The organism is Mycobacterium gallinarum, assembly GCF_010726765.1.
GTDB lineage: Bacteria > Actinomycetota > Actinomycetes > Mycobacteriales > Mycobacteriaceae > Mycobacterium > Mycobacterium gallinarum.
Window position 1 is genome coordinate 3,500,240 of sequence record NZ_AP022601.1, and the last position, 25,044, is coordinate 3,525,283.

Annotated in this window: 22 protein-coding genes; 12 read left to right on the forward strand and 10 right to left on the reverse strand. The window is 65.3% G+C overall.

The window, feature by feature from the left end; all coding sequences use genetic code 11:
* Positions 1-157: 157 nt before the first annotated feature.
* On the forward strand, positions 158-1,171 hold the full coding sequence (locus G6N42_RS17045; RefSeq protein ID WP_163730651.1) for a hypothetical protein: 1,014 nt from the start codon (positions 158-160) through the stop codon (positions 1,169-1,171).
* Positions 1,172-1,288: 117 nt separating this feature from the next.
* Positions 1,289-1,903: an FHA domain-containing protein gene (locus G6N42_RS17050; protein ID WP_163730652.1), complete on the forward strand. Its 615-nt coding sequence runs from the start codon at positions 1,289-1,291 to the stop codon at positions 1,901-1,903.
* Here G6N42_RS17050 and G6N42_RS17055 read toward each other — a convergent pair.
* Together G6N42_RS17055 and G6N42_RS17060 are read right to left on the reverse strand one after the other, a co-directional pair.
* Positions 1,900-4,929, reverse strand: coding sequence for a serine/threonine-protein kinase (locus G6N42_RS17055; RefSeq protein WP_163730653.1), 3,030 nt, complete (start codon positions 4,927-4,929; stop codon positions 1,900-1,902). The two genes, G6N42_RS17050 and G6N42_RS17055, sit on opposite strands and share 4 nt — an antisense overlap.
* Before the next feature lie 309 nt (positions 4,930-5,238).
* Positions 5,239-7,545 (reverse strand): ATP-dependent DNA ligase, encoded by a 2,307-nt coding sequence (locus G6N42_RS17060; protein ID WP_163730654.1) that lies wholly within the window; start codon positions 7,543-7,545, stop codon positions 5,239-5,241.
* Positions 7,546-7,576: 31 nt separating this feature from the next.
* Between G6N42_RS17060 and G6N42_RS17065 the strand changes: the two genes are divergently transcribed.
* Positions 7,577-7,810: a hypothetical protein gene (locus tag G6N42_RS17065; protein WP_163730655.1), complete on the forward strand. Its 234-nt coding sequence runs from the start codon at positions 7,577-7,579 to the stop codon at positions 7,808-7,810.
* Positions 7,811-7,816: 6 nt separating this feature from the next.
* Here G6N42_RS17065 and G6N42_RS17070 read toward each other — a convergent pair whose 3' ends face one another.
* The 7 genes from G6N42_RS17070 to G6N42_RS17100 all read right to left on the reverse strand — a co-directional run bounded on the left by G6N42_RS17070 (position 7,817) and on the right by G6N42_RS17100 (position 16,081).
* Entirely contained in the window at positions 7,817-9,337 is a 1,521-nt protein-coding gene (locus G6N42_RS17070; protein WP_163730656.1) for an HNH endonuclease signature motif containing protein, read from the reverse strand.
* Between the two features lie 128 nt (positions 9,338-9,465).
* Complete coding sequence (locus G6N42_RS17075) at positions 9,466-10,725, reverse strand: DUF4032 domain-containing protein (protein ID WP_163730657.1); 1,260 nt, start codon at positions 10,723-10,725, stop codon at positions 9,466-9,468.
* Position 10,726: 1 nt separating this feature from the next.
* The gene (locus tag G6N42_RS17080) at positions 10,727-11,806 is read right to left on the reverse strand and encodes an ABC transporter ATP-binding protein (protein WP_163730658.1); all 1,080 of its coding nucleotides are present in this window, start codon (positions 11,804-11,806) and stop codon (positions 10,727-10,729) included.
* A 28-nt stretch (positions 11,807-11,834) separates the two neighbouring features.
* A complete protein-coding gene (locus tag G6N42_RS17085; protein WP_163730659.1) occupies positions 11,835-12,701 on the reverse strand; it encodes a carbohydrate ABC transporter permease in 867 nt (288 codons plus the stop codon).
* Positions 12,701-13,675: a carbohydrate ABC transporter permease gene (locus G6N42_RS17090; protein WP_163730660.1), complete on the reverse strand. Its 975-nt coding sequence runs from the start codon at positions 13,673-13,675 to the stop codon at positions 12,701-12,703. The genes G6N42_RS17085 and G6N42_RS17090 overlap by 1 nt, the downstream gene beginning before the upstream one ends.
* Positions 13,675-15,039 (reverse strand): ABC transporter substrate-binding protein, encoded by a 1,365-nt coding sequence (locus G6N42_RS17095; protein WP_163730661.1) that lies wholly within the window; start codon positions 15,037-15,039, stop codon positions 13,675-13,677. Before G6N42_RS17095 ends, G6N42_RS17090 begins: the two co-directional genes overlap by 1 nt.
* 19 nt (positions 15,040-15,058) lie before the next feature.
* On the reverse strand, positions 15,059-16,081 hold the full coding sequence (locus G6N42_RS17100) for a sugar-binding transcriptional regulator (protein ID WP_174262098.1): 1,023 nt from the start codon (positions 16,079-16,081) through the stop codon (positions 15,059-15,061).
* Between the two features lie 115 nt (positions 16,082-16,196).
* Here G6N42_RS17100 and G6N42_RS17105 point away from each other — a divergent pair, with 115 nt between their 5' ends.
* Genes G6N42_RS17105 through ku form a run of 4 tightly spaced genes read left to right on the forward strand, consistent with a single transcriptional unit; the run spans position 16,197 to position 20,454 of the window.
* The gene (locus G6N42_RS17105) at positions 16,197-17,198 is read left to right on the forward strand and encodes an NAD(P)-dependent alcohol dehydrogenase (protein ID WP_163737704.1); all 1,002 of its coding nucleotides are present in this window, start codon (positions 16,197-16,199) and stop codon (positions 17,196-17,198) included.
* Positions 17,195-18,583, forward strand: coding sequence for a mannitol dehydrogenase family protein (locus tag G6N42_RS17110; protein ID WP_163730662.1), 1,389 nt, complete (start codon positions 17,195-17,197; stop codon positions 18,581-18,583). The genes G6N42_RS17105 and G6N42_RS17110 overlap by 4 nt, the downstream gene beginning before the upstream one ends.
* Entirely contained in the window at positions 18,580-19,527 is a 948-nt protein-coding gene (locus G6N42_RS17115; RefSeq protein ID WP_163730663.1) for a carbohydrate kinase family protein, read from the forward strand. Before G6N42_RS17110 ends, G6N42_RS17115 begins: the two co-directional genes overlap by 4 nt.
* A gap of 9 nt (positions 19,528-19,536) precedes the next feature.
* The gene (gene ku / locus G6N42_RS17120; protein WP_163730664.1) at positions 19,537-20,454 is read left to right on the forward strand and encodes a non-homologous end joining protein Ku; all 918 of its coding nucleotides are present in this window, start codon (positions 19,537-19,539) and stop codon (positions 20,452-20,454) included.
* 3 nt (positions 20,455-20,457) lie between these two features.
* Here the strand turns inward: ku and G6N42_RS17125 are convergent, their stop codons facing one another.
* Complete coding sequence (locus G6N42_RS17125; protein ID WP_163730665.1) at positions 20,458-21,120, reverse strand: TetR/AcrR family transcriptional regulator; 663 nt, start codon at positions 21,118-21,120, stop codon at positions 20,458-20,460.
* Positions 21,121-21,192: 72 nt separating this feature from the next.
* On the opposite strand from G6N42_RS17125, the gene G6N42_RS17130 reads away from it, so the two are divergent.
* The 5 genes from G6N42_RS17130 to G6N42_RS17150 all read left to right on the forward strand — a co-directional run bounded on the left by G6N42_RS17130 (position 21,193) and on the right by G6N42_RS17150 (position 24,990).
* On the forward strand, positions 21,193-22,272 hold the full coding sequence (locus G6N42_RS17130) for a methyltransferase (protein ID WP_163730666.1): 1,080 nt from the start codon (positions 21,193-21,195) through the stop codon (positions 22,270-22,272).
* A 145-nt stretch (positions 22,273-22,417) separates the two neighbouring features.
* On the forward strand, positions 22,418-23,209 hold the full coding sequence (locus tag G6N42_RS17135) for an SDR family oxidoreductase (RefSeq protein WP_163730667.1): 792 nt from the start codon (positions 22,418-22,420) through the stop codon (positions 23,207-23,209).
* A 10-nt stretch (positions 23,210-23,219) separates the two neighbouring features.
* Entirely contained in the window at positions 23,220-24,296 is a 1,077-nt protein-coding gene (locus G6N42_RS17140; protein ID WP_163730668.1) for an NAD(P)H-dependent amine dehydrogenase family protein, read from the forward strand.
* Positions 24,297-24,327: 31 nt separating this feature from the next.
* Positions 24,328-24,654 (forward strand): hypothetical protein, encoded by a 327-nt coding sequence (locus G6N42_RS17145; protein WP_163730669.1) that lies wholly within the window; start codon positions 24,328-24,330, stop codon positions 24,652-24,654.
* A 90-nt stretch (positions 24,655-24,744) separates the two neighbouring features.
* Positions 24,745-24,990 (forward strand): hypothetical protein, encoded by a 246-nt coding sequence (locus G6N42_RS17150; RefSeq protein ID WP_163730670.1) that lies wholly within the window; start codon positions 24,745-24,747, stop codon positions 24,988-24,990.
* The last annotated feature ends 54 nt before the right edge of the window (positions 24,991-25,044 follow it).

The following is a 25,044-nucleotide window of genomic DNA, read 5'->3' on the forward strand; positions in this document are numbered from 1 at the left end:
CACTTGCCTGACGGATAGGAAAACCTGTCGGCTGCGGCCAGAAAAACTGACTTCGCGGCGATTACCCGCGGTCACCTCCGAAAACCATCATGAATGTCGTACAGAACGACTGAAAACGATCGCAAAGGTCGTCAACACTACGAAACAGGAATATCCGATGTCCACGACAGCACCGACCGGCCGAACCGCACGAGCTCCTGAAGAAACTGTGCGGCTGCGCCCCGGCGACCTGCCGGCCAGGCCGAACCCGCACGCCACCGCTCCCCAGCGGGCCGCAGACCTCGGCGAGCCGAAAACCGTGCGGCTGAAGGCACTTCCGAAGGCCGTCAGCGGCGTCGACGGCGACACCGTTCGGCTGCGTCCACTCGTCGACATCCCGGTCGTCGGAAAGGTCACCAACACCATCCGGCAGCGCTACCTCGACCTGAGCAAGGCGGCGGTCACACCGCCGACCAAGTGGGAGTACGCGCGCATCGCCCTGGTGCTGTTGCTGGCGTCGATGCCGATCCTCGCGATCTCGGTCGAGGTGTTCGGTCTGCTGCCCCAGAGCGGCATCACGTTGGTGACCATTTCGCTGGTTGCGTTGCTCGCAACGCTCATCGCGTTCGCGCCGCACCGGATCGACATGATCGTCGGGCGTGGCCTGATCGCGGGCATGGTGGCCTGCATCGTGTACGACGCTGCCAGGCTGTTCGCCGTGCACGTGCTGGGATTGATGGGCGACTTCATCCCCGTGATGGGGTCGTTCGTCACCGGCGAGCCGGACACGGCGGGTAGTGCGGCGGTCGGTTACGTGTACCGGTACCTCGGCGATGCCGGCGGGCTGGGAGTGGCCTTCTTCGTCGTCGCGTACGCCATCGGCATCGACAGGTGGAAGAACGTCTACGCGGTGCTGGCTGCGATTGCCTTCGGAGTGTTTCCCACCTGGGCCGGCCTGATGGCAACCGTCGCGCTGTCGCCGAACGGCGAGGAGCGGATGTTCCCGCTGAACACGGCCACGGTGATCATCACGCTGCTGGGGCACGTCATCTTCGGGCTCTTCCTCGGACTGGCGTTCCTGAAGGCGCCGCGCGGGGACCAGAGCGGTTGGCCTTGGCCACCCCTGTCGGAATCGGCGGTGGCCAAGCGGGCCATCCGGTTCAGGAAGAAGATCACCAATTCGCCGCACTAGGAGTGCGCGCCGCGGGTCGTCGGGGTGTTCTCCGACGACCCGCGGTCACATGCCCGGCGCGTTCGCAGACCACAGACCCCTGCCGTGGGTGAAAATTGCCCCCTATAGGAGGTCTGCATGTCTTCCCATCTGGAAGTCTTCAAGCCGACGGGACGTGAGTTGGTCCCGTTGACCGGCAACCGGGTGACGGTGGGCAAGGCTGCGACCAATGCGGTGGCACTCGAACACGACCCCACCGTCTCTCGCCTGCACGCAATCCTGGAGAACCACGGGTCGGCGTGGTCGATCCGCGACGTGGGCAGTCGCAACGGCACGTTCGTCAACGGCGAGAAGATCGCCTTCGAACAGGTGCTGCGACCCGGGGACGAGGTGCGCATCGGCAAGTCCCGGTTGGTGTACCTGCAGGCACGGCAATCCGGCGAGCCGGTCGACGAGGCGACGATCGTGCCCGACGCCGCGCAGCTCCCGCCTCGGCTGACCCGGCGGGAGGTCGACGTGCTCATGGTGTTGTGCCGTCCGCTGGTGTCCGAGGACCCGTTTCCCGAGCCGGCGTCGGTCCGGCGGATGGCGGGCGAGCTGTACGTCACCGAGGCCGCAGTCAAACAGCACCTGCAGAACCTCTACGACAAGTTCGCCATCCCCACCGAGGGTGACCGCCGGGTGCGGCTGGCCAACGAGGCGCTCCGGCGCGGCGCCGTCACCATCGCGCAGCTGCGCGACAGCGGGAGCTAGTTGAAGTCGAGTGCCTCGACGATCGCCACCGGACCTTCGTGGCTGGGCCGGTCGGCGCCGCCGATGCAGAACAGTGTCGTATCGACGGCGGCCACCACCTGACCGTGCACCGGCGTGTTGATCGGCGCCTGCGTCGTCCACTTCCCGGTGGAGATGTCGTACATCTCGACTGTGGCGAGCACCCGTGTCGGTTCTTCCCCACCGACCGATATGATCCGGCCGTCGATGAGTGCGGCCCCGTAGCTGCCGCGCGGAGTCGGCATGTCCGTGAGCTTCTCCCAGCTTCCTGATTCCGGATCGAAGCGCTCGAAGGCGGCCGAGTTCTCGTCGGCACTCAGCGACCTGCCACCGACCGCATACACGTAGACGCCGTCCGATACGGCGGCCAAATGCTCACGCGGCGTTGGCATATCGGCAGCCGTCGTCCAAGAGTCGCCATCGAAGACCTCGGTCTGCGTGACGAGCTTCTTGTCGTCCTGTCCGCCGACTACCACGATCTTGTCGTCGACCACCGCCGCCGACGGCGCGGCCCGGGCATGCTGCAGGCTCGGCAGCTCCTCCCACTTTCCGTTGCGGAAGGCGAACACTTTGTTCGACGCCTCGGTGACGGTTTCGCTGGCCCCTCCGATGACGACGACCTCGCCGCGGTACGCCGTCGCGGTCGCGTGGTGTAGCGGAACGGGTAACGAAGGGAGCGTCTCCCAGTCGCCGGTCTTGGGGTCGTAGCTCTCGAATGTGTCGAGCGTTTCGGCGTGTCCCAACATGCCGCCCGCAACGAAGATCTTTCCGTCGAGCACGGTTGACGCCATCATCAGTCGTGCAGTCGGCGCGTCCGGCAACAACCGCCATTCCGCTGCCGGTTGAGGTTTGCGTGGTGCGAGTTTCAACGATTCGGCCGACGCGGTGATCTGGTTCGACGCACCCGTCGACCCGCCGATCGCGTAAACGGTCTTGCCCACGGCGGCAACCGCGGCCCCGTGCCGCGCGGTCCCCAGATCCGGGAGCGCGGTCCAGGTCGCCGTGGTGAGGTCGAGCGCGGCCACACTCTTGAGGGCGTCACCATCCGACATCCCGCCGACGGCCATCAGCCGGGCGTCGGCGATCGCCACGCCAAAGTCGCTGCGCCCCTGCGGAAGTGCGGGCATGGTCGCCCACTTGTCCGTGACGGGGTCATAGGCTTCGACGGCGGTCAGGTCTGTGGTGTCGTCGGAGCCGCCGACGACGTAGACGAGCTTGCCGTCCGACGCCGCACCGGACATCTGGCGTGGCGTCGGAATGGGGGCGCCGAGTCTCCAGCCGGTGCCGTCGTAGATCTCGGTGGTGTTGAGCAGCTTCCCGTCGGCGTCCACACCGCCGGTCACCACGAGTAGGTCGCCGACGACGCCGGCGGCTGCCGCCGCGCGCGGCTGCAGCAGTGGCGGCAACTCGATCCAGCGACTGTTGACGACCCGCCACACCTTGTCGGTCGCCACCTCCCGATTGGTGCCGTCGGTGCGCCATCCGCCGAGCACCACCGGGGTGTCCTCCCACGTCACCGCCATCGCGTGCTGGACGGGAACGGGTAGATTCTCGCCGCCCTTCCAGCTGTCGAGGGCAGGGTCGTAGCCCTCGTGCGCTCCGCTCACCTGGTTGCCTGCTCCCTGACCGCCGAACACCCAGATGGTGCCGTCGGCTTCGGTGGCGGCCACCGCATCGCGGGCGACGCGCGCGTCCGCGATCGGTGCCCATTCCGGTTGCGCTTCGACGGTGGGCCGGGTCGGGGCCGCCTGCTGTTCCTCGCCCTTGTCGCGCGAGGTGAACATGACGATGCCGCTGATGACGAGGAGCAGCGCGACGGCGGCCGCGCCGACGGTGATCAGGAGACGCTTCGGATCTCTCTTGTCCGTCGTCGGCTCGGGACCGGGCTGCGACGCCGTCTCGGCAGGCGGGGCGGGCGGAGTGGGCGGGGTCGGCGGAACCTGCCAGGGCATACTGCCCTGGCTGACCGAAGCGGTGTGCGCGAACATGTTCGGGTCCAGCGGCGGCGCCGAGCTTTCCGGGCTCACGGGCAGGTTGGGTGCGGATTCCGGAATCTCGGTCTTGGATTGGGACGGCTCGGGCTCGCGAGGCGCTCCCGAGAGCGGCAACGCCTGGGTGCCGCCCGTCGGCTCGGGCTCACCGCCGGGCTCACTGAGCGCCATCGGATCCGCCGCCAAGCCGTTGTGACGCTGCGCCAATTGCAGTTCGTGGCCGAGCTCGGCGACCGATACCTGCCGATCGGTGGGCTCGCGGGACATCGCCTTCTCGATCGCAGCGCAGACATCGGTGGGGATTCCGTGCGGTCGCAGGTCTGGCACGGGAGTGGAGGTGATGCGCAGGTAGTGCGCGATCAGATCCTCTTCGGCCTTGCGCTCGTGCGGCGGCCCACCGGCGATCAGCGCGTAGATCGTGGCGCCCAGGGAGTACACGTCGGCCGCGACCGTCGGCGGGTTGCCGGCGAGCACCTCGGGGGCGGTGTAGGACAGGGTGCCGGTGAAGAATCCGGTCACCGTCTTGTATCCACCGGCGATTCGCGCGGTCCCGAAGTCGCTGAGTTGCGGTTCGCCGTAGTCGTTGAAGAGGACGTTCGCGGGTTTGATGTCGCGATGTAAAGTGCCCGCCCGGTGGGCGGTCTCGAGGGCGCCGCACAGTTTCACCGCCATGCGCAGTGCCTCGGGCCACGCGATGCGGCCCTCGCGGCGCAGCCGCTCCGCAAGCGAACCCACTGCGTGATAGGGCATTACGATGAACGGCCGGCCGCTCTCGGTGACGCCGACCTGAAGGATGTTCACGATGTTCGGGTGCCCGGAGAGCCTTCCCATCGCGTAACCCTCGCGCAGGAAACGCTCGCGATCGGAGTCGTCGAGATCAGACGCCAGCACCTTGACGGCAACACTTCGTCCGAGCGACTTCTGGGAGCAGCGATAGACGACACCGCTGCCGCCTCGGCCCACTTCGATGGCGTCTTCGAACCCGGCGGCCGCCAGTTCCGACGCTATCCCGCTCATCGTGTTCTCGACCTCCGTGAAATGCGAATACTTCGCTAAAGGTACCGAGCAAAGATCCCGCAAGCGCCGCATTTGCGCTTTCGTTGCGGCTCCGACGTCCACGGCGAGCCCACGCGTCCTTGACTTCATCTACCGCCGGGGTAATCGGACCAGTAGTCACCGCACTTCAGCCCTGTCGGCGTCCGGTCGGCTAACGGTGATCGCCGGGAAATCAGCTGCCGCCAAGCGCGATAGCGCTGAGTCCGCTCCGACAGCGCCGACACCTCGGTCACGTCGACTGCGCCGCGGCGTACGCGCGACCAGCGGCTCCTACTCCCAGACGACGTCAGACGGTTCCTTGTCGGTACGCAGCCCTCGCCAGCTCGGTTGCCGCAGTCTGCCGTCGGAGGTCCGCTCGCTGTAGCGCACCTCGCCGACCAGTTCCGGCCGAACGAAGGTGACGCCGCGGGCGTCGATCTTGGAAAGGCGTGCGTTGAAGGGTGATTCGTCCGTCTCGAGCGGCTTGAGTATGTCCTTGAGTTGCTTCAGCGCCTTGTCGGTGAACCCTGTGCCGACCCGGCCGACGAACTGCAGGCCGCCCTCGGCCGGGATGCCCAGCATCAATGCGCCGATGCCGCTGGAGCGTCCGCCCTCGCCCTTGCGCCAGCCGCCGATCACCACTTCCTGGGTGTTCCAGATCTTGTCCTTGACCCACGACGACGACCGTCGTCCCGGTTGATAGGTAGCGTCGCGCTTCTTGGCGACCACACCCTCCCAACGCTTCTTGCGTGCGAACTCCAGCGCCTCGGGGCCGTCGCCGGGCAACAGATCCGGCACGATCAGACCACCGCCCTCGGCGAGCGCTTCCAGCACGCGGCGGCGGTCGGAGTACTTGGCCTTGAGCAGCGAGCGACCGTCGAGGTAGAGGATGTCAAACGCCCAGTACTCGACCCGCGTCGAACGCGCGCGGTTCTGCATTTCGCCGAAACTCGGCACGCCCGAGTCGTCGAGAGCCACGGCTTCACCATCGAGGATCACGTGGTGATCGGCGAGATCGGCTGCGAGCGCGGCGAATTGCGGATACTCGTCTGTGACGTCACGCCCTCGGCGCGACCGCACGTTGAGCTTGCCGTGGTTGGCGTCAACCAGGACGCGGTAGCCGTCCCATTTGCCCTCGAAGGCCCATTGCGCCGTGGTCATCTTCGCGATCGAGCCTTCTGTCGCGAGCATTGGGGCCAAATCGCTGGCCTGCGGGTTGGCCTGCTCCTTCATGCGATGCGCCAGCCAGTTCTTGCCGTTTGTCTGGATCAGCGCGTAGCGGCCGTCGATCTTCTTGCCGTGCAACGTGATGATGACTTCGCCGCCCGTTTCAGGGCCGTCCGGCGAGTGGTCGCGGAATTTCTCGGTCTCGTAAGTGCCGGTGTCCCAGATGATCACCTTGCCGCCGCCGTATTCACCCTTCGGGATTTCACCTTCGAAGCTGCCGTATTCGAACGGATGATCCTCGGTGTGCACGGCGAGGTGGTTGACCGCGGGGCTGTCCGGCAGGTTCTTCGGCACTGCCCAGCTGACGAGGACGCCGTTGCGCTCCAGCCGGAAGTCGTAGTGCAGTCGGCGGGCGTGGTGTTCCTGGATCACGAAGAAGTCGTCATTGCCCGGCGTGGGCGAGATGTTGGGTACCGGCTCGGGTGTCTTGCCCGCGTCGCGCATGCTGCGATAGGTGCTTAGCGCGTCGGCCACCGGTGCGTCGGCGTCCATCTCGGCCAACAGGTCACCGTCACGTTCCAACCGCTCGAGCACCTCGTCGAATCGGAGGTGCCGCAGATCGGGGTCCTCGATCTCATCCCAGGTACGCGGGGCGGCGACGGTGGGCTCGTCGCGACCGCGCAGTGAGTACGGCGCGATGGTCGTCTTGTTGCCGTTGTTCTGGCTCCAGTCGACGAACACCTTGCCGCTGCGCTGACTCTTGGTCATGGTGGCCGTCACGCGCTTGGGCATCGTCTTCTCCAGCTGCACCGCGATGCGGCGGGCGAGCACCGAAGCGCCGTGTGAGCTGATCGGCTTCTCCAGCGGCACGTACAGATGCAACCCCTTGCTGCCGCTGGTCAACGGGAACGTTGTGAGTCCGATGCCGGTGATGAGCTCACGCACCTCGTGCGCCACCTCGCACAGCTGCCGGAACGTGACACCGTCGCCCGGATCCAGGTCGAAGACCACCCGGGTGGCCAGACCCGGCGTCTGCTCGGCGCCTTCCTCTCTGGTCCAGGTACTGACGAATCGCCATTGCGGCACGTGCACTTCCAGCGACGCCTGCTGGGCGATCCACGCCAGCCCCTCGGCGCTGTTGATGATCGGATACGTCGTGGTGCCTGACTTGTGGCTGATCGATCCCCGTTCGAGCCAGTCCGGCGCCGAGGACGCGAGCTGTTTTTCGAAGAATGCCGGCTCGTTGACCCCGTTGGGCCAGCGTTTACGGGTGACGGCCCGGCCTGCGATGTGCGGGAGCATCGCCTCGGCCACGTTGACGTAATAGTCGAAGACCTCTTGCTTTGTGACGGCCTTCGGCCGCAGCTCCGTGGCGGGATACAGCACCTTGTCCGGATTGGTCAGTTTCACCCGACCGAACTGATCCACCACACCACGGTATTACCCCGGGTAGCGTGCGACTATGACGAGAATCTTCGCGGCGTGCCTGCTCGCGGGCGCAGCCATCGTCTTCTCAGCGCCGCAAGCGGCCGCCGACCCCGAGGATCTGCTGCCCTACTGCTCCGGCGATCAGACGCCGATGGACAACAACTGCCGGCCGATGGCTCACCAAGAAGCCACCCACGGAAGCGGAAGCGGTCTGAGCCCGAACCTGCCGAGCGGCCTCGACCCTGGCAACCCGGCCGTCGTCGGCTGACCGACGTCAGGCGGCGTTGGGTTCTGGGCCGCCGGGTTCGTGTGGGTTGAGGATCGGTTCGTAATCGGGTGGTCCGATGAGCCATTCATCGTCGAACGGCGGGTTTTCGAATGGTGGGACATCGTCTGAGGGTGTGTCATCGGCCCGTATTGCCGGTTCCTTGAATGGTTCGTCGCTGGGTGGGCGCAGCCGTTCGGGGCGGTGGTAGTCGTTGACGCGGGCTTGGCCGGTGTCCAAGTGCGCGGGCGGGATCCATTGCACCTCGTGGTCCTCGTTCATCTGGGTGGTCCACCCGCCCGCGCCGACCATCCGGTTATCCGGCCCGCACGCCAACCCGAGCTCATCGACATTGGTCAACCCGTCATCGGCCCAATCCTTGGCCGCGTGATGAACCTGGCTGCCATACGCCGGGACGGTGCACCCCGGTTTCGTGCACCCCCCGTCGCGGGCGATCAGCATCAGCCGCTGCGCCGGGGACGCCACCCGCCGAGCCCGAAACAGATCCAACGCCGAACCAGTCGCCTCGTCGAACACCGCCAGAAACTGATTCGCGTGCGCGGCCATGCGGATCACATCGCCGATCGGCACCACCGTGCCGCCGCCGCTGACGCCGACCCCGGCGCGGCTCTCCAAGTCCTGCAGGGTGGTGCGGATGATGATCGAGGTCGGCAACCCGTTGTGCTGTCCCAGCACCCCGCTGGCCAGCACGCTGCGCCCGACCGCCAGCAGCGCGTCGTGCTGACGCTGTGCAAGCGTCCGATGATCGTTGTCGATCTGGGCTTGGCTCGCAGTGCCCGAGATGCAGGGGCTCTCATCATCGGGATTGCACATTCCCGGCGCGGCCCACTTGGCGTGGATCGCCTCCAGCGTGGCCGCCAACTCCGGGGTGAGATTGCCTTTCAACGGGGTCATCTTGTCCGAACCCTGCGGCCCCTTTGACACGCCGCGGCGGCGTGCGCGTTCGGCATCGTCGGGTTCGGGGCCGTCCTGGTCCAGCAGGAACAGGGTGCGCTCGGCCTGATCCCTGAGTTCCTTGGGTCCCAATCCGACCGCGTGGCCGACCAGATCGACTTCGATCTGCGCGCGGGTCAGGGTGTCGATCGCAGGCGGGATGCGGTCCATCGCCTTCCGCAGCACCTCGACATGCTCGCCGTTGATCATTCCGCGCGCCTGCGCGAGCGCAACACACGGCAGCACCGGATCCAGCGGCTCTCCGGTCAACGCGCGGCGCGGTCCCAACAGCGCCGCCTCATCGAGGCGACGCCCCGCCTCCGACGTCGAGAGGCGCCATCGCGTCGCCAACACCTGACGCCAGGACTTGGCGCCCATCTCCTTGGCCGTCGCCTCGATCTGCAAGCGGGCCAACATCCGGTGGGCCTGGGTCGGCAACTGACACGACAGCGTTTCCAGTTCATCAAGAGCAGCAACCAGTTCGGACTTGGTCAGCACGTCGATGGGCAGCGCGGCCACATGATCGTGCGCGGCACGCAGGGCGGCGATCGCTTCCCGCACCGCCTCCGCACTCATGACTCGAACATACGTTCGAACTCTAAGGAAACTCTAGAAGAAATCCGAAGAGACCTCTAAGAACCTAAAGCGTTGTCGTGCAGTCGAATTCGAGCGACATTGTCGCTCGAATGTCGCTCGATTGTCGCTCAGTCGTCGTCCATCGCCAGCACCTCGAACGGCTCCGTCGGCGTCTCGGCGACAGCCACCTTCGCCGCCGAGTCAGTGGGGATCACGTCCCCGTGCAGCGCGGCGAGCGCCGCGTTCGTACCCACATCGTGACCCGCCCGCTCGCTCAGCAGCCAGCGGACTTCGAGCAGATCGCAGTACGCCTGGATCGGGGTGCCCTTGTTGCCGACGACGTCGTGGGCCAGCCTCTCGTACGGGGTCAACACTTCGATCACCCACAACCTCGCCGCGGTGCGCTCGTCGACGTCGTGGCCCGCCTCTCGGCACAACTGCGCCTGATACGCGAGCAGATCGCCAAGCAAGATCTGGGCCTGACCCTCGCCCACATCGAGTCCCGCGAGCTCCTGCAGACGCTGCGCGTGGTAGCGCCGATCACCCACGGCGACACGGAGTTTGAGCTTGCCCGCCTCGATCGGCTGCAGCGACACTTCGTCGACCGCGAAGCCGAGGTCGTTCAGTTTCCGCACCGTCCCCTCGACGCGGTAACGATCGGTGAACCCGAAGACGGGCTCGGCGTGCAACGCGTCCCACAGCATGTCGTAGCGAGCCCTGGTGTCCTGAACCTCGGAGATCAGCACGTCCTCCAGTGCCGTCTGTCCAAGCCGCTCGGCCAGGTCGACCATTCCCATCGCGACGTTCTCGACCATGATGTCGAGGTCGTGCTCGCGTTGCCCCCGACTCAAACTCGGGTGTACTTCCGAGGTTTCCGCGTCGACCAGCCACGCCTGCAGCAGCTGACCGTCGCGGGAGAACAATGTGTTCGCCAGCGAGCAGTCACCCCAGAACACACCGTGCCGGTGCAGTTCCACCAGAAGGCCGGCCATTCCGTCCAGCAGCCGCGCACGGTGTTTCGGTTGGTCCGGCGGCAGCCGCATGAACAGCCGGCGATATTGCCAAGACCCTTCGAGGTAGCGGGTGACCAGGATCGCGGTGTCGAATTCGGGCTGCACCACCACACCGGCGGGACGCACCGCGGGCAGGCCCATCTCCTCGAGCCGCCGCAGGACGTCGTACTCCTTGGCCGCGATCCGCGGCGGCATGTCCTTGACCGCCCACAGCGCACCATCGGCGTCGACGAACTTCACCAGGTGACGGCTGGGCCCCACCGCGATGTCGCGCAACGGGACGTCGGGAACCGTCCAGTCGTGGAGTGGCCGGTCCCACGGGAGCCCCAGCAGACCGGGAGTCGGTGTCCGGAGCCGGAAGTCCGGCGCTGGCATGCTAATTCAGGCGCTCACCCGACTCGGGGTGGAACAGATGCACCGCGCCTTCGGGGTTCTTACGCAGTCGCACCGTGTCGGCCAGTCTGGGCGCGGTGCGTGGGTTGCACCGCGCGACCAGTTCCACCCCCGAACCTGCGTGCGTGTACACATACGCCTCACTGCCGAGATCCTCGACCAGGTCGACCACGACCTCGACGCCGTCCGACTCGGAGATCTCGAGCTGCTCGGGCCGGATACCGAAGGTGACCTCCGACAGGCCCGCGTCGCTCAGCTTGGTCAGATCGTCACGCTCGAGTGCCAGCACCGAATCACCGATCTTGACGCCTTCGGGCGCGACGGGCAGCGTCACGAGGTTCATCGCGGGCGAACCGATGAAGCCTGCGACGAAGGCGTTCGCCGGCCGGTCATACAGCTCGTTCGGCGAGGCGAACTGCTGCAGCTTGCCGAACCGCAGTACGGCCACCCGGTCGCCCATCGTCATCGCCTCGACCTGATCGTGCGTGACGTAGACGGTGGTGGTACCCAGACGCCTTTGCAGCGCGGCGATCTGGGTGCGCGTTTGCACCCGGAGTTTGGCGTCGAGATTCGACAACGGCTCGTCCATGCAAAAGACCTGTGGCTCACGCACGATGGCGCGGCCCATCGCGACGCGCTGCCGCTGACCGCCGGACAGCTTGGCCGGCTTGCGGTCCAGGAACTCGGTCAGATCCAAGATCTTCGCCGCTTCCTCGACCTTCTTGCGACGCTCCTCGGCGGACACGCCGCGCAGCTTCAGCGCGAAACCCATGTTCTCGGCGACGGTCTTGTTCGGATACAGCGCGTAGTTCTGGAACACCATCGCGATGTCGCGGTCCTTGGACGGCACGCCGACCATGTTCTTGCCACCGATCTCGATGTGGCCCTCGTCGATGTCCTCGAGTCCGGCGAGCATGCGCAGCGCGGTGCTCTTGCCCGAACCCGACGGACCGACCAGCACGACGAACTCGCCGTCGGAGATGTCGAGGTTGAGCGAGTCCACCGCAAGCTTGTCGGAGCCCGGGTAGATGCACGACGCGTTCTTGTAGGTTATAGAAGCCATTGGTCTTCTCCTGGTTTGCTTTTGACGGTTACTTGATCGCACCGAACGAAAGTCCGCGCACTAGCTTGTTCTGGGCGAGCCACCCGCACAGGATCACGGGGAGCGCAGCCATGGTTGCGGCCGCCGACAACACGGCCCAGTACTGACCCTGACCGGCGATGAAGCCGACCAGATACACCGGCATGGTCTGGGCATTCACCGCGGTCAGGTTCACTGCGAAGAAGAACTCGTTCCAGGCGAAGATCACGCAAATCAGCGCCGTGGCGGCGATGCCTGGTGAGACGAGCGGCAAGATGACCTCGCGCACCGACCGCCATAGGCTTGCGCCGTCCAGGCTGGCTGCCTCGAGCAGTTCACCGGGTACCTCCAGGAAGAACGACCTCATCATCCACACCGCGATCGGCAGGTTCATCGCGGTGTAGAGAATGACCAATGCCCAGATGTTGTCCAGCAGGCCGATATTGGACACGATCACGTATAGCGGCAGGATCACTGCGACGATCGGCAGCATCTTGGTGCTCATGAAGAAGAACAGTGCGTCCTGCGTCCTTTTCACCGGTCGCAGCGACAGCGCGAACGCGGCCGGGACACCGAGTAGCAATACCAACAGCGTCGAGATCCCGGTGGCGAACAGCGAGTTCAGAAATGCCGGGCCGATACCCTGTTCGAAGACCTCCTTGAATTGATCCAGCGTAGGGGTGAAGAAAAGCTTCGGCGGACTCGTCGCCGCATCGGCCTCGGATTTGAAGGCGGTCAACACCATCCAGAACACCGGGAAGAAGAAGCCGAGTCCAACAATCCATGCCAAAACACCCCATGGGCTGAACTTCCGGGACTTCTTCTTTGACGATGCCGAAGTCGCGGTGGCCGTGTCCTTCTCAATTGTCGTCGTCATCATGCGGCCTCTTCCTTGCCGGTGAACGATTTGAAGATCAGTCGAAGCGCGAAGTTCGCGATGATGATCGTGAAGATCACTACCACCACACCCATCGCCGCGGCCTCACCCATGTCGAAGCCGAGGAACGCGCGCTGATAGATGTAGAAGGGCAGGTTCGCACTGGCGATACCCGGACCACCCTGAGTCAACATGTAGATGGTGTCGAAGGTGTTTACCAGATAGATCGCGCCGAGCACCACGCCCAACTCGATGAAGCGTCGAAGGTGGGACAGCGTCAACTCGCGGAAGAGTTGAAACGCGCCCGCACCGTCGACTCGACCGGCCTCCAGGATGTCGCGAGGCATCGACTGGAGGCCGGCGAGGATCAACAGCATCATGAACGGCGTCCACTGCCAGATCAGGACAACCATCACCATGGTGAGGGGGAACTGGCCTATCCAGTCGACCGGGCCTATGCCCACCAGCGACAGCACCCAGTTCAGGATGCCGTTCGTTGCGTCGAGGATGGTGGTCTTCCAGATCAATGCTGCCGCAACGGGTGTGACGAGAAACGGCGTAATCAAAAGGGTTCGGACCACACCGCGTCCGAGAAATGCCCGGTCCAAGAGCAGCGCGAGTAACAGGCCGAAGAACGCCGAGATCAATACCACCACGACGATGAGAATGACGGTATTGAAGGCGACCGACCAGAACTGGCTGTCCTTGGCGACCGCGATGTAGTTCTGCAGGCCGACGAACTGCCGTGAGCCGGGACGCACCAGGTTCCACGACAGCGTCGAGTAGTAGAGCGTGAGCAAGAACGGGATCTGCGTGACGGCGATCATGAAGATCAGGGCGGGAAGCAACGGCCCGCGCCGCCGCCAGCCCTCGGCGCGGCTCACGCCGACGTCTTGGGCCTCCCGAATTTTTCGAACCCTTTCGGCCACGGCCCTTTCGTCGGCCTCGGCCGCGGCATCAGCGGTAACGGTCATCACTTCTCCTGATATGTGCGGCCGACGACTTCGGCGTATTCCTGTGATTGTGCGAGCGCGTCTTCGACCGACTTCTGTCCGGCGATTGCGGCGCTGATCTGCTGGCTCACTCTCGTCCCGAGATCCTGGAACTCGGGGATCCCGACGAACTGCACGCCGGTGTACGGAACAGGTTTCACCGTCGGGTCGTTCGGCGTCGCGTTCCTGATCGACTGCAACGTCAATGGGCCGTATGCCTTCGAGATCGCCTCGTATTCCGGCAATTCCGTGTAGGTCGACGTCCTGCTACCCGGTGGCACGCGTGCCCAGCCGAGTTTCTCGCCAACCATTCTCAGGTATTCCTTGCTGGTCATCCATGAGATGAACTTCCACGCGCCGTCGGGGTTCTTCGCTCCCTTCGGAATTCCCAGCGACCAGGTGTAGAGCCACCCCGAGTTCGGCTTGACAACGATGGGGGCGGGCAGGTAACCGATCTTGCCCTGCAGTTCCGGATAGGACTTTGGGTCCTCGAGTACCGAAACGGCCGACGTCGCGTCGTACCACATGGCCGTCTGGCCCTGACCGAACAGGTTGGCGCACTCCTGGAATCCCGTCGACGACGCTCCGAGTTCGCCCGCGCTGTTGAGTGTGTCGACATAGAAGTTGACAGCTTCCTTCACCTCGGGGCTGTCCAGCCGCGCGTTCCACTGCTCGTCGAACCACCGGCCACCGAACGTGTTGATCACGGTGTCCAGTGGTGCCAGCACCTCACCCCAACCCGGCTTGCCGCGCAGGCATATCCCCGCTCGGTCGTCGGTCTTCAACTTTCTCGCCCAGTCGGCGACCTCTTGCCACTGCGGCTGGTAGTTCGGGTCCTGATTGACCTCGATGCCGGCCTGTTCGAACAAATCCTTGCGGTACATCAGAAACGACGACTCGCCATAGAACGGCACCGAGTACATGTCGCCCTCATACGACAGCGACTCCCGCAGCGACGGGATGAAGTCGTCGGGGTCGTATCCCGGCGTGTTCTCGATGTAGTCCGACAGGTTCACCAGCCAGCCGTCGCGCGCCCATTGCGGGGTTTCGAAGTTGCTGATCATGACCACGTCGAATTCGCTGCCGCCCATCGCGGCCGACATGGTGATCTTGGCGCGCGCCTGGTTCTCCGACAGCGTGACGAACTTCAGCTTCGTGCCCGGATTCTTCTTCTCGAAATCCGACGACAGCTGTTGGGCATCCGTCATCTGAGAATTGGACACCAGCGCGATCGTCACCTGGTTGTCGGAGGCGCCGAGGCTGCCCGCGCCGGAACAGCCGACCGCCGTCAGCGTCAACCCCGCCACGGCGGTCAATGCGGCCCATCGCTTGAGCACTTTCACCATCACATCACCTTTCGCTGGATCATGCCTGGGCCAGTAGCCAACGGGCACAATCGATGTCACAGACCAGTAGCCTGGCCAGATTTCCGCGTAGTGCACCGAGCGTGGCGGGATATTTGGTGACGCCGCTGGAGATCAGGAGCGTCTTCTGACAGCGGCGGATGTCCTCGAGCGGAACCGAGACCGCGCGCTGCTGCAGTTCGGTGTCCACGGGCGCACCGTCGGCGTCGAAGAAGCGTCCGCCGATCTCCCCCACCGCGCCCAGCGAGATCAGCTCGTCGAGCATGCGGGTGTCCAGATAACTGCCTTCGAACAGCGTCGTGGAGGTCGAAACCGCGCCCACGCCGAACACCATGACGTCGGCACGCCTGCCCGCCTCGAGCGTCCGCGAGATCACCGAGTCGCTGCGCATCGAGGCGACGGTAGAAGGATCAGCATAGAGTGGGGCGGGTAGCCGGATCGCAGTGGCGCGCAACATATCTGCGCAACGGCTGAGGATCAGCTCGGTACCGGTCTGGTAGGCCGCGGTGGACATCGCGCCGTCCAGCTGCACCACGGCCCGGCAGCTGGCAACGCCGGGCAGCAGCCCGGTGGCCACCGCCACCTGCTCTGGGCCCCAGGTGAATCCGAGGACATCCTCCGGCGAGAGCCGGCGCATCAACAGCGCGGCCGCGGCGCGACCCACGCTCGCGTACGCGGCCGGACGTCCGGGCGATCCGACGTCGACACCGTGTCCGGCCACCACGGCCTCGGTCAGGCCGAAGCAGCGTTCGAGCTCGCGCTCCTCGTCGGCGTGCAGGTTGTCACGCAGATCCGGCGGTACGACGACTTCGATGCGTACCAGGCCTTTGGCCTTCGCCCTGGCCACCAACCGACCTGCGGTCGGGCGTGAGACGCCGAGACGGGCAGCGATCTCGGCCTGCGTCAGGCCGTCCAGGTAGTACAGCGTCGCCGCCCGCAGCGCGAGCCGAAGGTCCTCGGGCGCCCCGGCACGACTCTGCGCAGCCGGCCTGGCGACCTCGCCGTTCGACGTCGAAGCGGTCACGTGATGCGCCCCTCTTTCCCTCGACCGCGTGAGCATTTGCTCAGGGGTGCGAGTAGATGCTCATAACGCTAACATGTTCACTGTGACGCACACAACACTTTCGTCCGATACCCGAATGCGGGCCGCCGTACTCATCGAGCCGGGCCGGATCGAAATGCAGCAGCGCCCGGTGCCGACGCCGCAGGCCGGTGACGTGCTGATACAGGTCTCATCGGTGGGTGTCTGCGGTTCGGACACGCACTACTACCGGCATGGCCGGGTGGGTGGCTTCGTCGTGGAAGCGCCACTGGTCCTCGGGCACGAGGCGGCGGGCACCATCGTCGGCGTCGGCGATTCGGTCGACCCGTCGCGTATCGGTCAACGGGTGTCGATCGAACCTCAGCGGCCCGACCCCGACAGCGATGAGACGCGGCGCGGTCACTACAACCTGTGTCCGCACATGCAGTTCTTCGCCACGCCGCCGGTCGACGGCGCGCTGTGCGACTACGTGACCATCGGTGCGGAGTTCGCGCACCCGGTGCCGGACTCGATGTCCGACGATGCCGCGGCCCTGTGTGAGCCGTTGTCCGTCGGCATCGCCGCGATCCGCAAGGCCGAACTCGACGGCCGATCGCGGGTGCTGATTGCAGGCGCCGGACCCATCGGCATCGTGCTGACCCAGCTCGCCAAGGCCTATGGCGCAACGGAGATCGTCGTCAGTGATCCCGACCCGACCCGTCGCGACCGCGCCTTGACCTTCGGCGCCACGACAACCGTCGACCCCGCCGCCGGGAGCGATGAAGATCTGGCGGTCGACGCATTCATCGATGCGTCCGGTGCGGCGGCGGCCGTCGCCGCCGGCATCCGCGCCGTGCGTCCCGCGGGACGGATTGTCCTCGTCGGTTCGGGCGCCGAGTCCATGGAACTGCCTACGCAGTTGATCCAGAATCGTGAGCTGGTGCTGACGGGGGTGTTCCGGTACGCCAACACGTGGCCGACGGCGATCGCGTTGGTGCAATCCGGGCGCGTCGACCTCGATGCCATGGTGACCGCCCGCTTCCCCCTGGAGGAAGCCGCTGAGGCACTGGACTCAGACCGGATGCCGGGTAGCGTCAAGTCGGTGGTGACCGTGTCATGACAGTCAGCAGGCCTAGCTATGATCGCGACGAGATCAACGTGGGCATAGTGCATTTCGGGGTCGGCGGCTTCCATCGCGCCCACCAGGCGATGTACATCGACCGGCTCCTCGAGATGGGCCTCGCCAAAGACTGGGGGATCTGCGGCGTCGGTGTCATGGCGGCCGACCGCAAGATGGCCGACGTGATGGCCGCACAGGACGGGCTGTACACGCTGCTGCTCGAGAACCCCGACGGCACCCGCACTGCGCGGGTGATCGGGTCGATCATCGACTACCGGTACGCGCCCGACGATCCCGAGTCGGTGATCGAGCTGCTCGCCGCACCCAGCACTCGCATCATCTCGCTGACCATCACCGAGGGTGGTTACAACATCGACGGGGCGGGACCCGAAAGCGTATTCGGTCTCGTCGCCGAGGCGCTGGCACGACGGCGCGACCGCGGCATCGCCTCACCAACGATCGTGTCGTGCGACAACATCGAGGGCAACGGTGACGTGGCCCGGCATGCGTTCACCACCTACGCCGACCGTGTCCACCGCGGCCTCGGCGAATGGATCACCGCGCACACCACGTTCCCCAACTCGATGGTGGACCGCATCACCCCGGTCACGACACCCGACGTGATCGCCACCGTCAAGGACGAATTCGGCGTCGACGACCGGTGGCCAGTGGTCGCGGAACCGTTCACCTCATGGGTGCTCGAGGACGATTTCTCCGATGGCCGCCCGCCGTTGGAGAAGGTCGATGTGCTGATGGTCGACGACGTAACACCGTACGAGTTGATGAAGCTGCGGTTGCTCAACGCCAGCCATCAAAGTCTGTGCTACTTCGCATATCTGGCGGGATACCGGCTGGTGCACGATGCCGCAGGTGATCCGCTGTTCGCCGAGTTCCTGATGCACTACATGGACGAGGAAGCCACCCCGACGCTGAAGCCGGTGCCCGGTATCGACCTGCCGGACTACAAGCGAACACTGATCGAGCGGTTCGCCAATCCTGGTGTCAAGGACACGATTGCGCGGCTGTGCTACGGCTCGTCCGACCGCATCCCCAAATGGCTGCTTCCGGTGATCAGAGAGAATCTGAGAACTGATGCACCGATTCGGCTGTCGGCCGCCACCGTGGCCAGCTGGGCGCGGTACGCCGAAGGCGTGGACGAGCAGGGTGATCCGATCGACGTTCAGGACCAACTGGCCGATACCCTTGTCCCGCTGGCGAAGTCACAACGAAAGAACCCGACTGCGTTCATCGAGAACGCCGAGGTGTTCGGCGACCTCGCCAACGATTCGCGGTTCGTCGAGGCCTATGTATGGGCACTGGAATCGCTGCACCGCGACGGGGCGCGGGCAACGCTCGAGACCTTGCTTCGCAAGGATTCGCGATGAGAGCGCTGGTGATCGGCGAGGCGCTGATCGACATCGTCGAGCGAGACGGTCAGGTGACTGGTGAGCACGTCGGGGGTAGCCCGCTCAACGTGGCGGTGGGGTTGGCTCGGCTGGACCGGGGAGTCGACTTCCTCACCCACATCGGCGACGATGCGCGCGGAAGACGCATCGCCGAGTACGTGGAAAGCTCTGGAGTACAACTGGTCTCGGGCAGTATGTCCGCCGACCACACCCCGACCGCCGTCGCCACGCTCGACGAAGACGGTTCGGCGCAGTACACATTCGACATCGACTGGGAGCTTACGGGCACTCCGGAGGTCACACCGCCGCTCGTCGCGCACACGGGATCGATCGCGAGCTGGCACGAGCCGGGCTGCCGTGCCACCGCGGCACTACTGGACACCTACCACCCGTCGGCAACGATCACCTTCGATCCCAACGTGCGCCCGGCGCTGATCGAAGACGGTGACGCCACGCGGGGCCGCATCGACCGGCTCCTCGAGAAGTGCGACGTGGTCAAGGCCAGCGATGAGGACCTGCGCTGGATCGACCCGCATCGCACGGCCAAACAGATCGCCCGGACTTGGCTGAGCCTGGGCCCGTCCATCGTCGCGGTGACGATGGGCGATCGCGGCGCCTTCGCAATGTGCGACGCGGGTACGGCGCGGATCGCGGCCCTCCCGGTCGACGTGGTCGACACGGTCGGCGCCGGCGATGCGTTCATGACCGGGCTGATCGATGCGTTGTGGGAGTTGAATCTGCTGGGCGCCGAGAGACGCCACGACCTGCGCGCCATCGGTCTCGATGCGCTCAACTCGGTAGTTTCGACGGCGGCGCTCTCGTCGGCGCTGACCGTCGGCCGTGCCGGTGCCGACCTTCCCGATCGCGCAACACGTGAGGCTGCAGCGGCGAGCTCCGGCCCGCGGTCGCCCCGGCCCGGCTAACGTGGGTTTATGCGCTCCATATGGAAGGGTTCAATTGCCTTCGGCCTGGTGAACGTCCCGGTCAAGGTCTACAGCGCGACCGAAGACCACGACGTCAAGTTTCACCAGGTGCATGAGAAGGACAACGGACGCATCCGGTACAAGCGCGTCTGCGAGGTGTGCGGCGAGGTCGTCGAGTTCCGTGACATCGCGAAAGCCTACGAATCCGACGACGGTCAGACGGTGATCATCACCGACGACGACATCGCGACCTTGCCCGAGGAACGCAGCCGTGAGATCGAGGTGTTGGAGTTCGTTCCCGCCAGCGACATCGATCCGATGATGTACGACAAGAGCTACTTCCTCGAACCCGAGGGTAAGTCGACGAAGTCGTACGTGCTGCTGGCCAAGACGCTGATGGATACCGACCGGGTCGCGATCGTGCACTTCGCGCTGCGGAACAAGACGCGGCTGGCGGCACTGCGGGTGCAGGACTTCTCAAAGCGCGACGTCATGGTGATCCAGACGCTGCTGTGGCCCGACGAGATCCGCGATCCTGACTTCCCGTCGCTCGATACGAAGACCGACATCAAGCCGGCCGAGCTCAAGATGGCGAGCCAGGTCGTCGAGTCGATGACCGACGACTTCAAGCCCGACCGCTATCACGATGATTACCAGGAACAGCTGCACGAGCTGATCCAGGCGAAACTCGAAGGCGGAGAGGCGTTTACCACCGAGGAGCAGCCGAAGGAACTCGACGAGACCGAGGACGTCTCGGATCTGCTGGCGAAGCTGGAGGCCAGCGTCAAGGCCCGCCGCGAAGGCGGTTCGGACGAGCCTGCCAAGAAGGCACCCGCAAAGAAGGCGGCCAAGAAGGCCCCGGCCAAGAAAGCCGCGAAGAAAGCGCCCGCCAAGAAGGCGGCCAAGAAGGCCGCTGCCAAGAAGTAGCCGTCATTCGGTCAGAAGTTCTGGACGCAGCAAGAGGCGGGGCAGCGCGTGCGCGAGCCACTCCTCGTATTGGTCCGGCGTCCAGCCAAGATCGGCTGTGTATATCGAATACAGATGCGGCGCCTGCACGGTGAACGCCACGTCGGTCGCTTGATCCTCGGATAGGCCGGGCCGCAGCGCCTCCGATCCGATCTGCGAGATCCACACCGCAACCGCGGATCGAATCTGGCGAAGTAGGTCTGTGCGCCTTTCCTCGAGACTGGGATCAGCCGAAGCGGCCCCCTCCATCACCCGCATGAGCGCCGCGACGCGGTCATGCATTTCACGCACGAAATGCGCGGCGGCGGCGAACTGTGAACGATGCTCGGACAGCTCCGCGAGATCGGGCGCGAAATCCATGAGCGGGGCTTCCTCATAATCGCCGGCGACGGCGATCTCGATGGCGCGGAAGAGGACAGCGGCTTTGGAACCGTAGGTCGCATAGATGGTCTGAGCCGACACATCGGCCGCGGCGGCGATCTGATCGATCGTCGTCGGACCGAAACCCTGCTCGACGAACAAGTCGGTGGCCGCCTCGATGATGCTGCGTTGGCGTGCTTCGGCGTCGGCGCGCCGGCGGCTGTTGTCGTACTTGCGCCGCGGCTTTGATTCGGCAGCTGTTGACACTGATTCTCGACTTCCTTATAGTTCGCTATATCCAATATATGCTGCTTTATCTAAATTAGCATGGAGGCCGCCATGACTACCGTTCCCCCTGGACTCGCGAGGGTCGTCGAGCGCGCACGGCATCATGTCAACCGACTGCATCTCCGGCTCGCGCCTGCCCCGGTGGCGATGGTGGAACTGATCCTGGCGGCGTGGACGTCGCAGGCGATCCAGGCCGCCGCCCAGCTGGGCGTTGCCGACGCTCTGGCGTCGGGTCCGCTGTCCCTCGAGGACTTGGCGCGTCGCGTCGACGCCGACCCCGACGCGCTCCGCAGGCTGTTACGAGCTCTCGTCGGGCGCGGCGTATTCCGTCAGGACCGCCATGGCCGCTACGCGCTCAATCCTCTTGCCGACACCTTGCGGTCCGACGCGCCGCAGTCCATGGCCGCGGCCGCGAAGTACTACGGCTCGCCGCAGCACCGCGAACACTGGAGCATGCTCGTCGACTCGATTCGGACGGGCCAGGCAAGTATTCCGCGGCTACGCGGCAAGGACTTCTTCGAGTACCTCGACGACGAGCCCGAACTCGCTGCCTTGTTCAACGAAACCATGACCAACATTTCGGGCCTGTCCGAGGAATTCGTCATTACCGCATACCCCTTCAGCGGCGGCTCGACGATCGTGGATGTGGGGGGTGGACACGGCCGACTGCTCGCTTCCGTCCTGGCTGCTACGCCTGGCGCCCGCGGTGTGCTCTACGACTTGCCGCAGGTGGTGGCGAACGCGCCTGCGCTGCTGGAGAAAGCGGGAGTGGCCGACCGTGTCCGCATCGACGGCGGGTCGTTCTTCGAGAAGGTCCCGGCCGACGGCGACGTCTACCTCCTGAAGCACATCATTCATGACTGGCCCGACGATGAGGCCCTCGACATCCTTCGCACGGTCCGCGCTTCTGTCGGCCCCGCAGCCCGAATCGTGTTGGTGGAACTCGTGATTCCCGAACACGACCGCGACTTCATCGGCAAGTGGGCCGATCTGGAGATGTTGCTCGGCGGAAGCGCCCGTGAGCGCAGCGCCGACGAGTATCGCGACCTACTGCGCCGAAGCGGACTCGAGATGACGCGCGTCATACCGACGGCGTCTCCATACAGCCTGGTCGAGGCAAGAGTCGCTTGAAGTAACGGTCGGTCGAACGGCCGGCCCACGGCCCGATCGCCGGCGCCGCCACCATCCCTGACATAAGTAGAACGTGTTTCAGAAAGTCCTTTCCGGTGCTGTCTAGGCTTGCTAAGGTTCGCCCGGGCGACGGAAGGAAACGATTGTGATACTGGACAGATTTCGGCTGGACGACCACGTCGCGGTGGTGACCGGCGCTGGCCGCGGCCTCGGCGCGGCGATGGCGCTGGCATTCGCGGAAGCCGGTGCTGACGTGGTCATTGCCGCCCGCACGCAATCGCAACTCGAAGAGGTGGCCGAGCAGATCAAGGGTCTCGGTCGCAAAGCCCACGTCGTGGTCGCCGATCTCGCCCACCCCGAGGACACCGCCAAGCTCGCGGGAGAGGCCATCGAGGCCTTCGGCAAACTAGACATCGTCGTGAACAACGTCGGCGGCACCATGCCCAACACGCTGCTGACCACATCCACCAAGGACCTGCGCGACGCCTTCACCTTCAACGTGGCCACCGCGCACGCGCTCACCGTCGCGGCCGTCCCGTTGATGCTCGAGCATTCGGGCGGCGGCAACATCATCAACATCACGTCGACGATGGGCCGCGAAGCGGGTCGCGGATTCGCCGCATACGGCACCGCCAAGGCCGCGCTCGCGCACTACACCCGGCTCACCGCACTGGACTTGTGCCCCAAGATTCGCGTCAACGCGATCGCCCCCGGTTCGATCCTCACCTCGGCGCTCGACGTGGTCGCCTCCAACGACGAACTGCGCGCACCGATGGAAAAGGCCACGCCCATGCGCAGATTGGGCCAACCCGAGGACATCGCCGCGGCGGCCGTGTACCTGGCCTCCCCCGCCGGGTCCTACCTGACCGGCAAGACACTCGAGGTCGACGGCGGCCTCACCTTCCCCAACCTCGACCTGCCCATCCCGGATCTGTGAGGAGCAACTCTTGAGTATCAAAGCAGCAGCAATCGGCACCGGCAACGTCGGACGTCACGCTCTGACCCAGCTGATCAACGATCCGCAGTTCGAGCTGACCGGGGTGTGGGTGTCGTCGGAGTCCAAGGCCGGTAAGGACGCCGGAGAGCTTGCTGGACTTGATGTTTCGACGGGGATCATCGCCACGACCGATCTCGACGCCGTCCTGGCGGCCAAGCCGGACTGTGCGGTCTACACCGCGATGGCCGACAACCGTCTGCCCGACGCGCTTGAGGACTACCGGCGCATCCTGGCCGCGGGCGTCAACGTGGTCGCCAGCAGCGCGGTGTTCCTCCAATACCCATGGGGTGTGATTCCCGAAGAACTCCTCAAACCGATCGAGGATGCGGCGAAGGAAGGCAACGCCAGCATATTCGTCAACGGCATCGACCCTGGGTTCGCCAACGACCTGCTTCCGCTCGCACTGGCCGGAACGTGCCAGAGCATCGAGCAGATCCGGTGCATGGAGATCATCAACTACGACACCTACGACAGCGCCACCGTGATGTTCGACGTGATGGGCTTCGGCCGGCCGCTCGACGAACTTCCGATGCTCTTGCAGCCGGGGGTGCTGAGCCTCGCGTGGGGTTCGGTGGTTCGGCAGCTGGCCGCGGGCATCGGTGTCGAACTGGACGAGGTGACCGAGACCTACGTTCGCGAGCCCGCCCCAGAGGATTTCGACATCGCGTCCGGCCATGTCGAGAAGGGCACCGCGGCGGCGCTGCGCTTCGAGGTCCAGGGAAAGAAGGACGGCAAGGTGGCCGTCGTCCTCGAACACGTCACCCGGTTGCGGGACGATCTGCGGCCCGACTGGCCGCAGCCGGCGCAGGAGGGCGGCTCCTATCGCATCGAGATCACCGGTGAGCCGTCCTACGCTTTGGACCTCTGCCTCAGCAGCCCCAATGGTGATCACAACCATGCCGGACTGGTGGCAACGGCGGCCCGCGTCGTCAACGCGATCCCCGCGGTGGTAGCCGCTCCGGCCGGCATCAGGACCACCCTGGACCTACCCCTGATCACCGGAAAAGGGTTGTACTCTGATCGATAAGCCGGGGAAAAACTTGATGAAGGGCGCGCCTATGCGGACCACAATCCGAATCTTCACTCCGCTCGTTGCCGCTGCCGGGGCAGCGATCGCTATCGTGGCCGCCCCGGCGGCCAGCGCCCAACCGGCACCCGAACCTGTTCCTGCACCTGCACCTGCACCTGCACCTGTCCAGGAACAGCGTCCGCAGGCGTCGGGTCTCCCACAATGCGTCAACGAGGGCGGCTCCGCAGCCCTCGGCGGCTCTGCGACCGAGTGCGCGACGCCGGGCAATGTGCAGATCAACGACACGCCCGCCCAGCAGGAGTACGTCGGCCCGTGGGGCGACATGTGGGGCGAGCCCGGCTTGTTCTTCCCCTGATCGGGGTCGTGGGGCGGCGCTACCACCGGGTGGCGGCGGCGGCCACGGCGGCCGCTGATCACCCCAACCGCGGCCTTGAGGAGGCCTACCATGCGGTCCAGGATTCGTTATACCGCAACAGTTTTCGCGATGGCGGGCGCATGCGCCGTGGCCTTCGCTCCGGCCGCTGCGGCCACACCCGAATGCATCCACACCGGCCCGAACACGACACAGTGCCAGACGAACGGCAGCTCACAGATCGTCACCTCACCGCCACCGATCAGCAACGGCGGTTGGGGACCTTACTGGGGCGGCGGCCTGGTCATCGGACTCGGCGGATGGGGCTTGGGCTGGTAACGCTGCCCTAGTTTCGCGTCAGCAGAGGTTTCGGCTAACCTAACTTTTCTATTC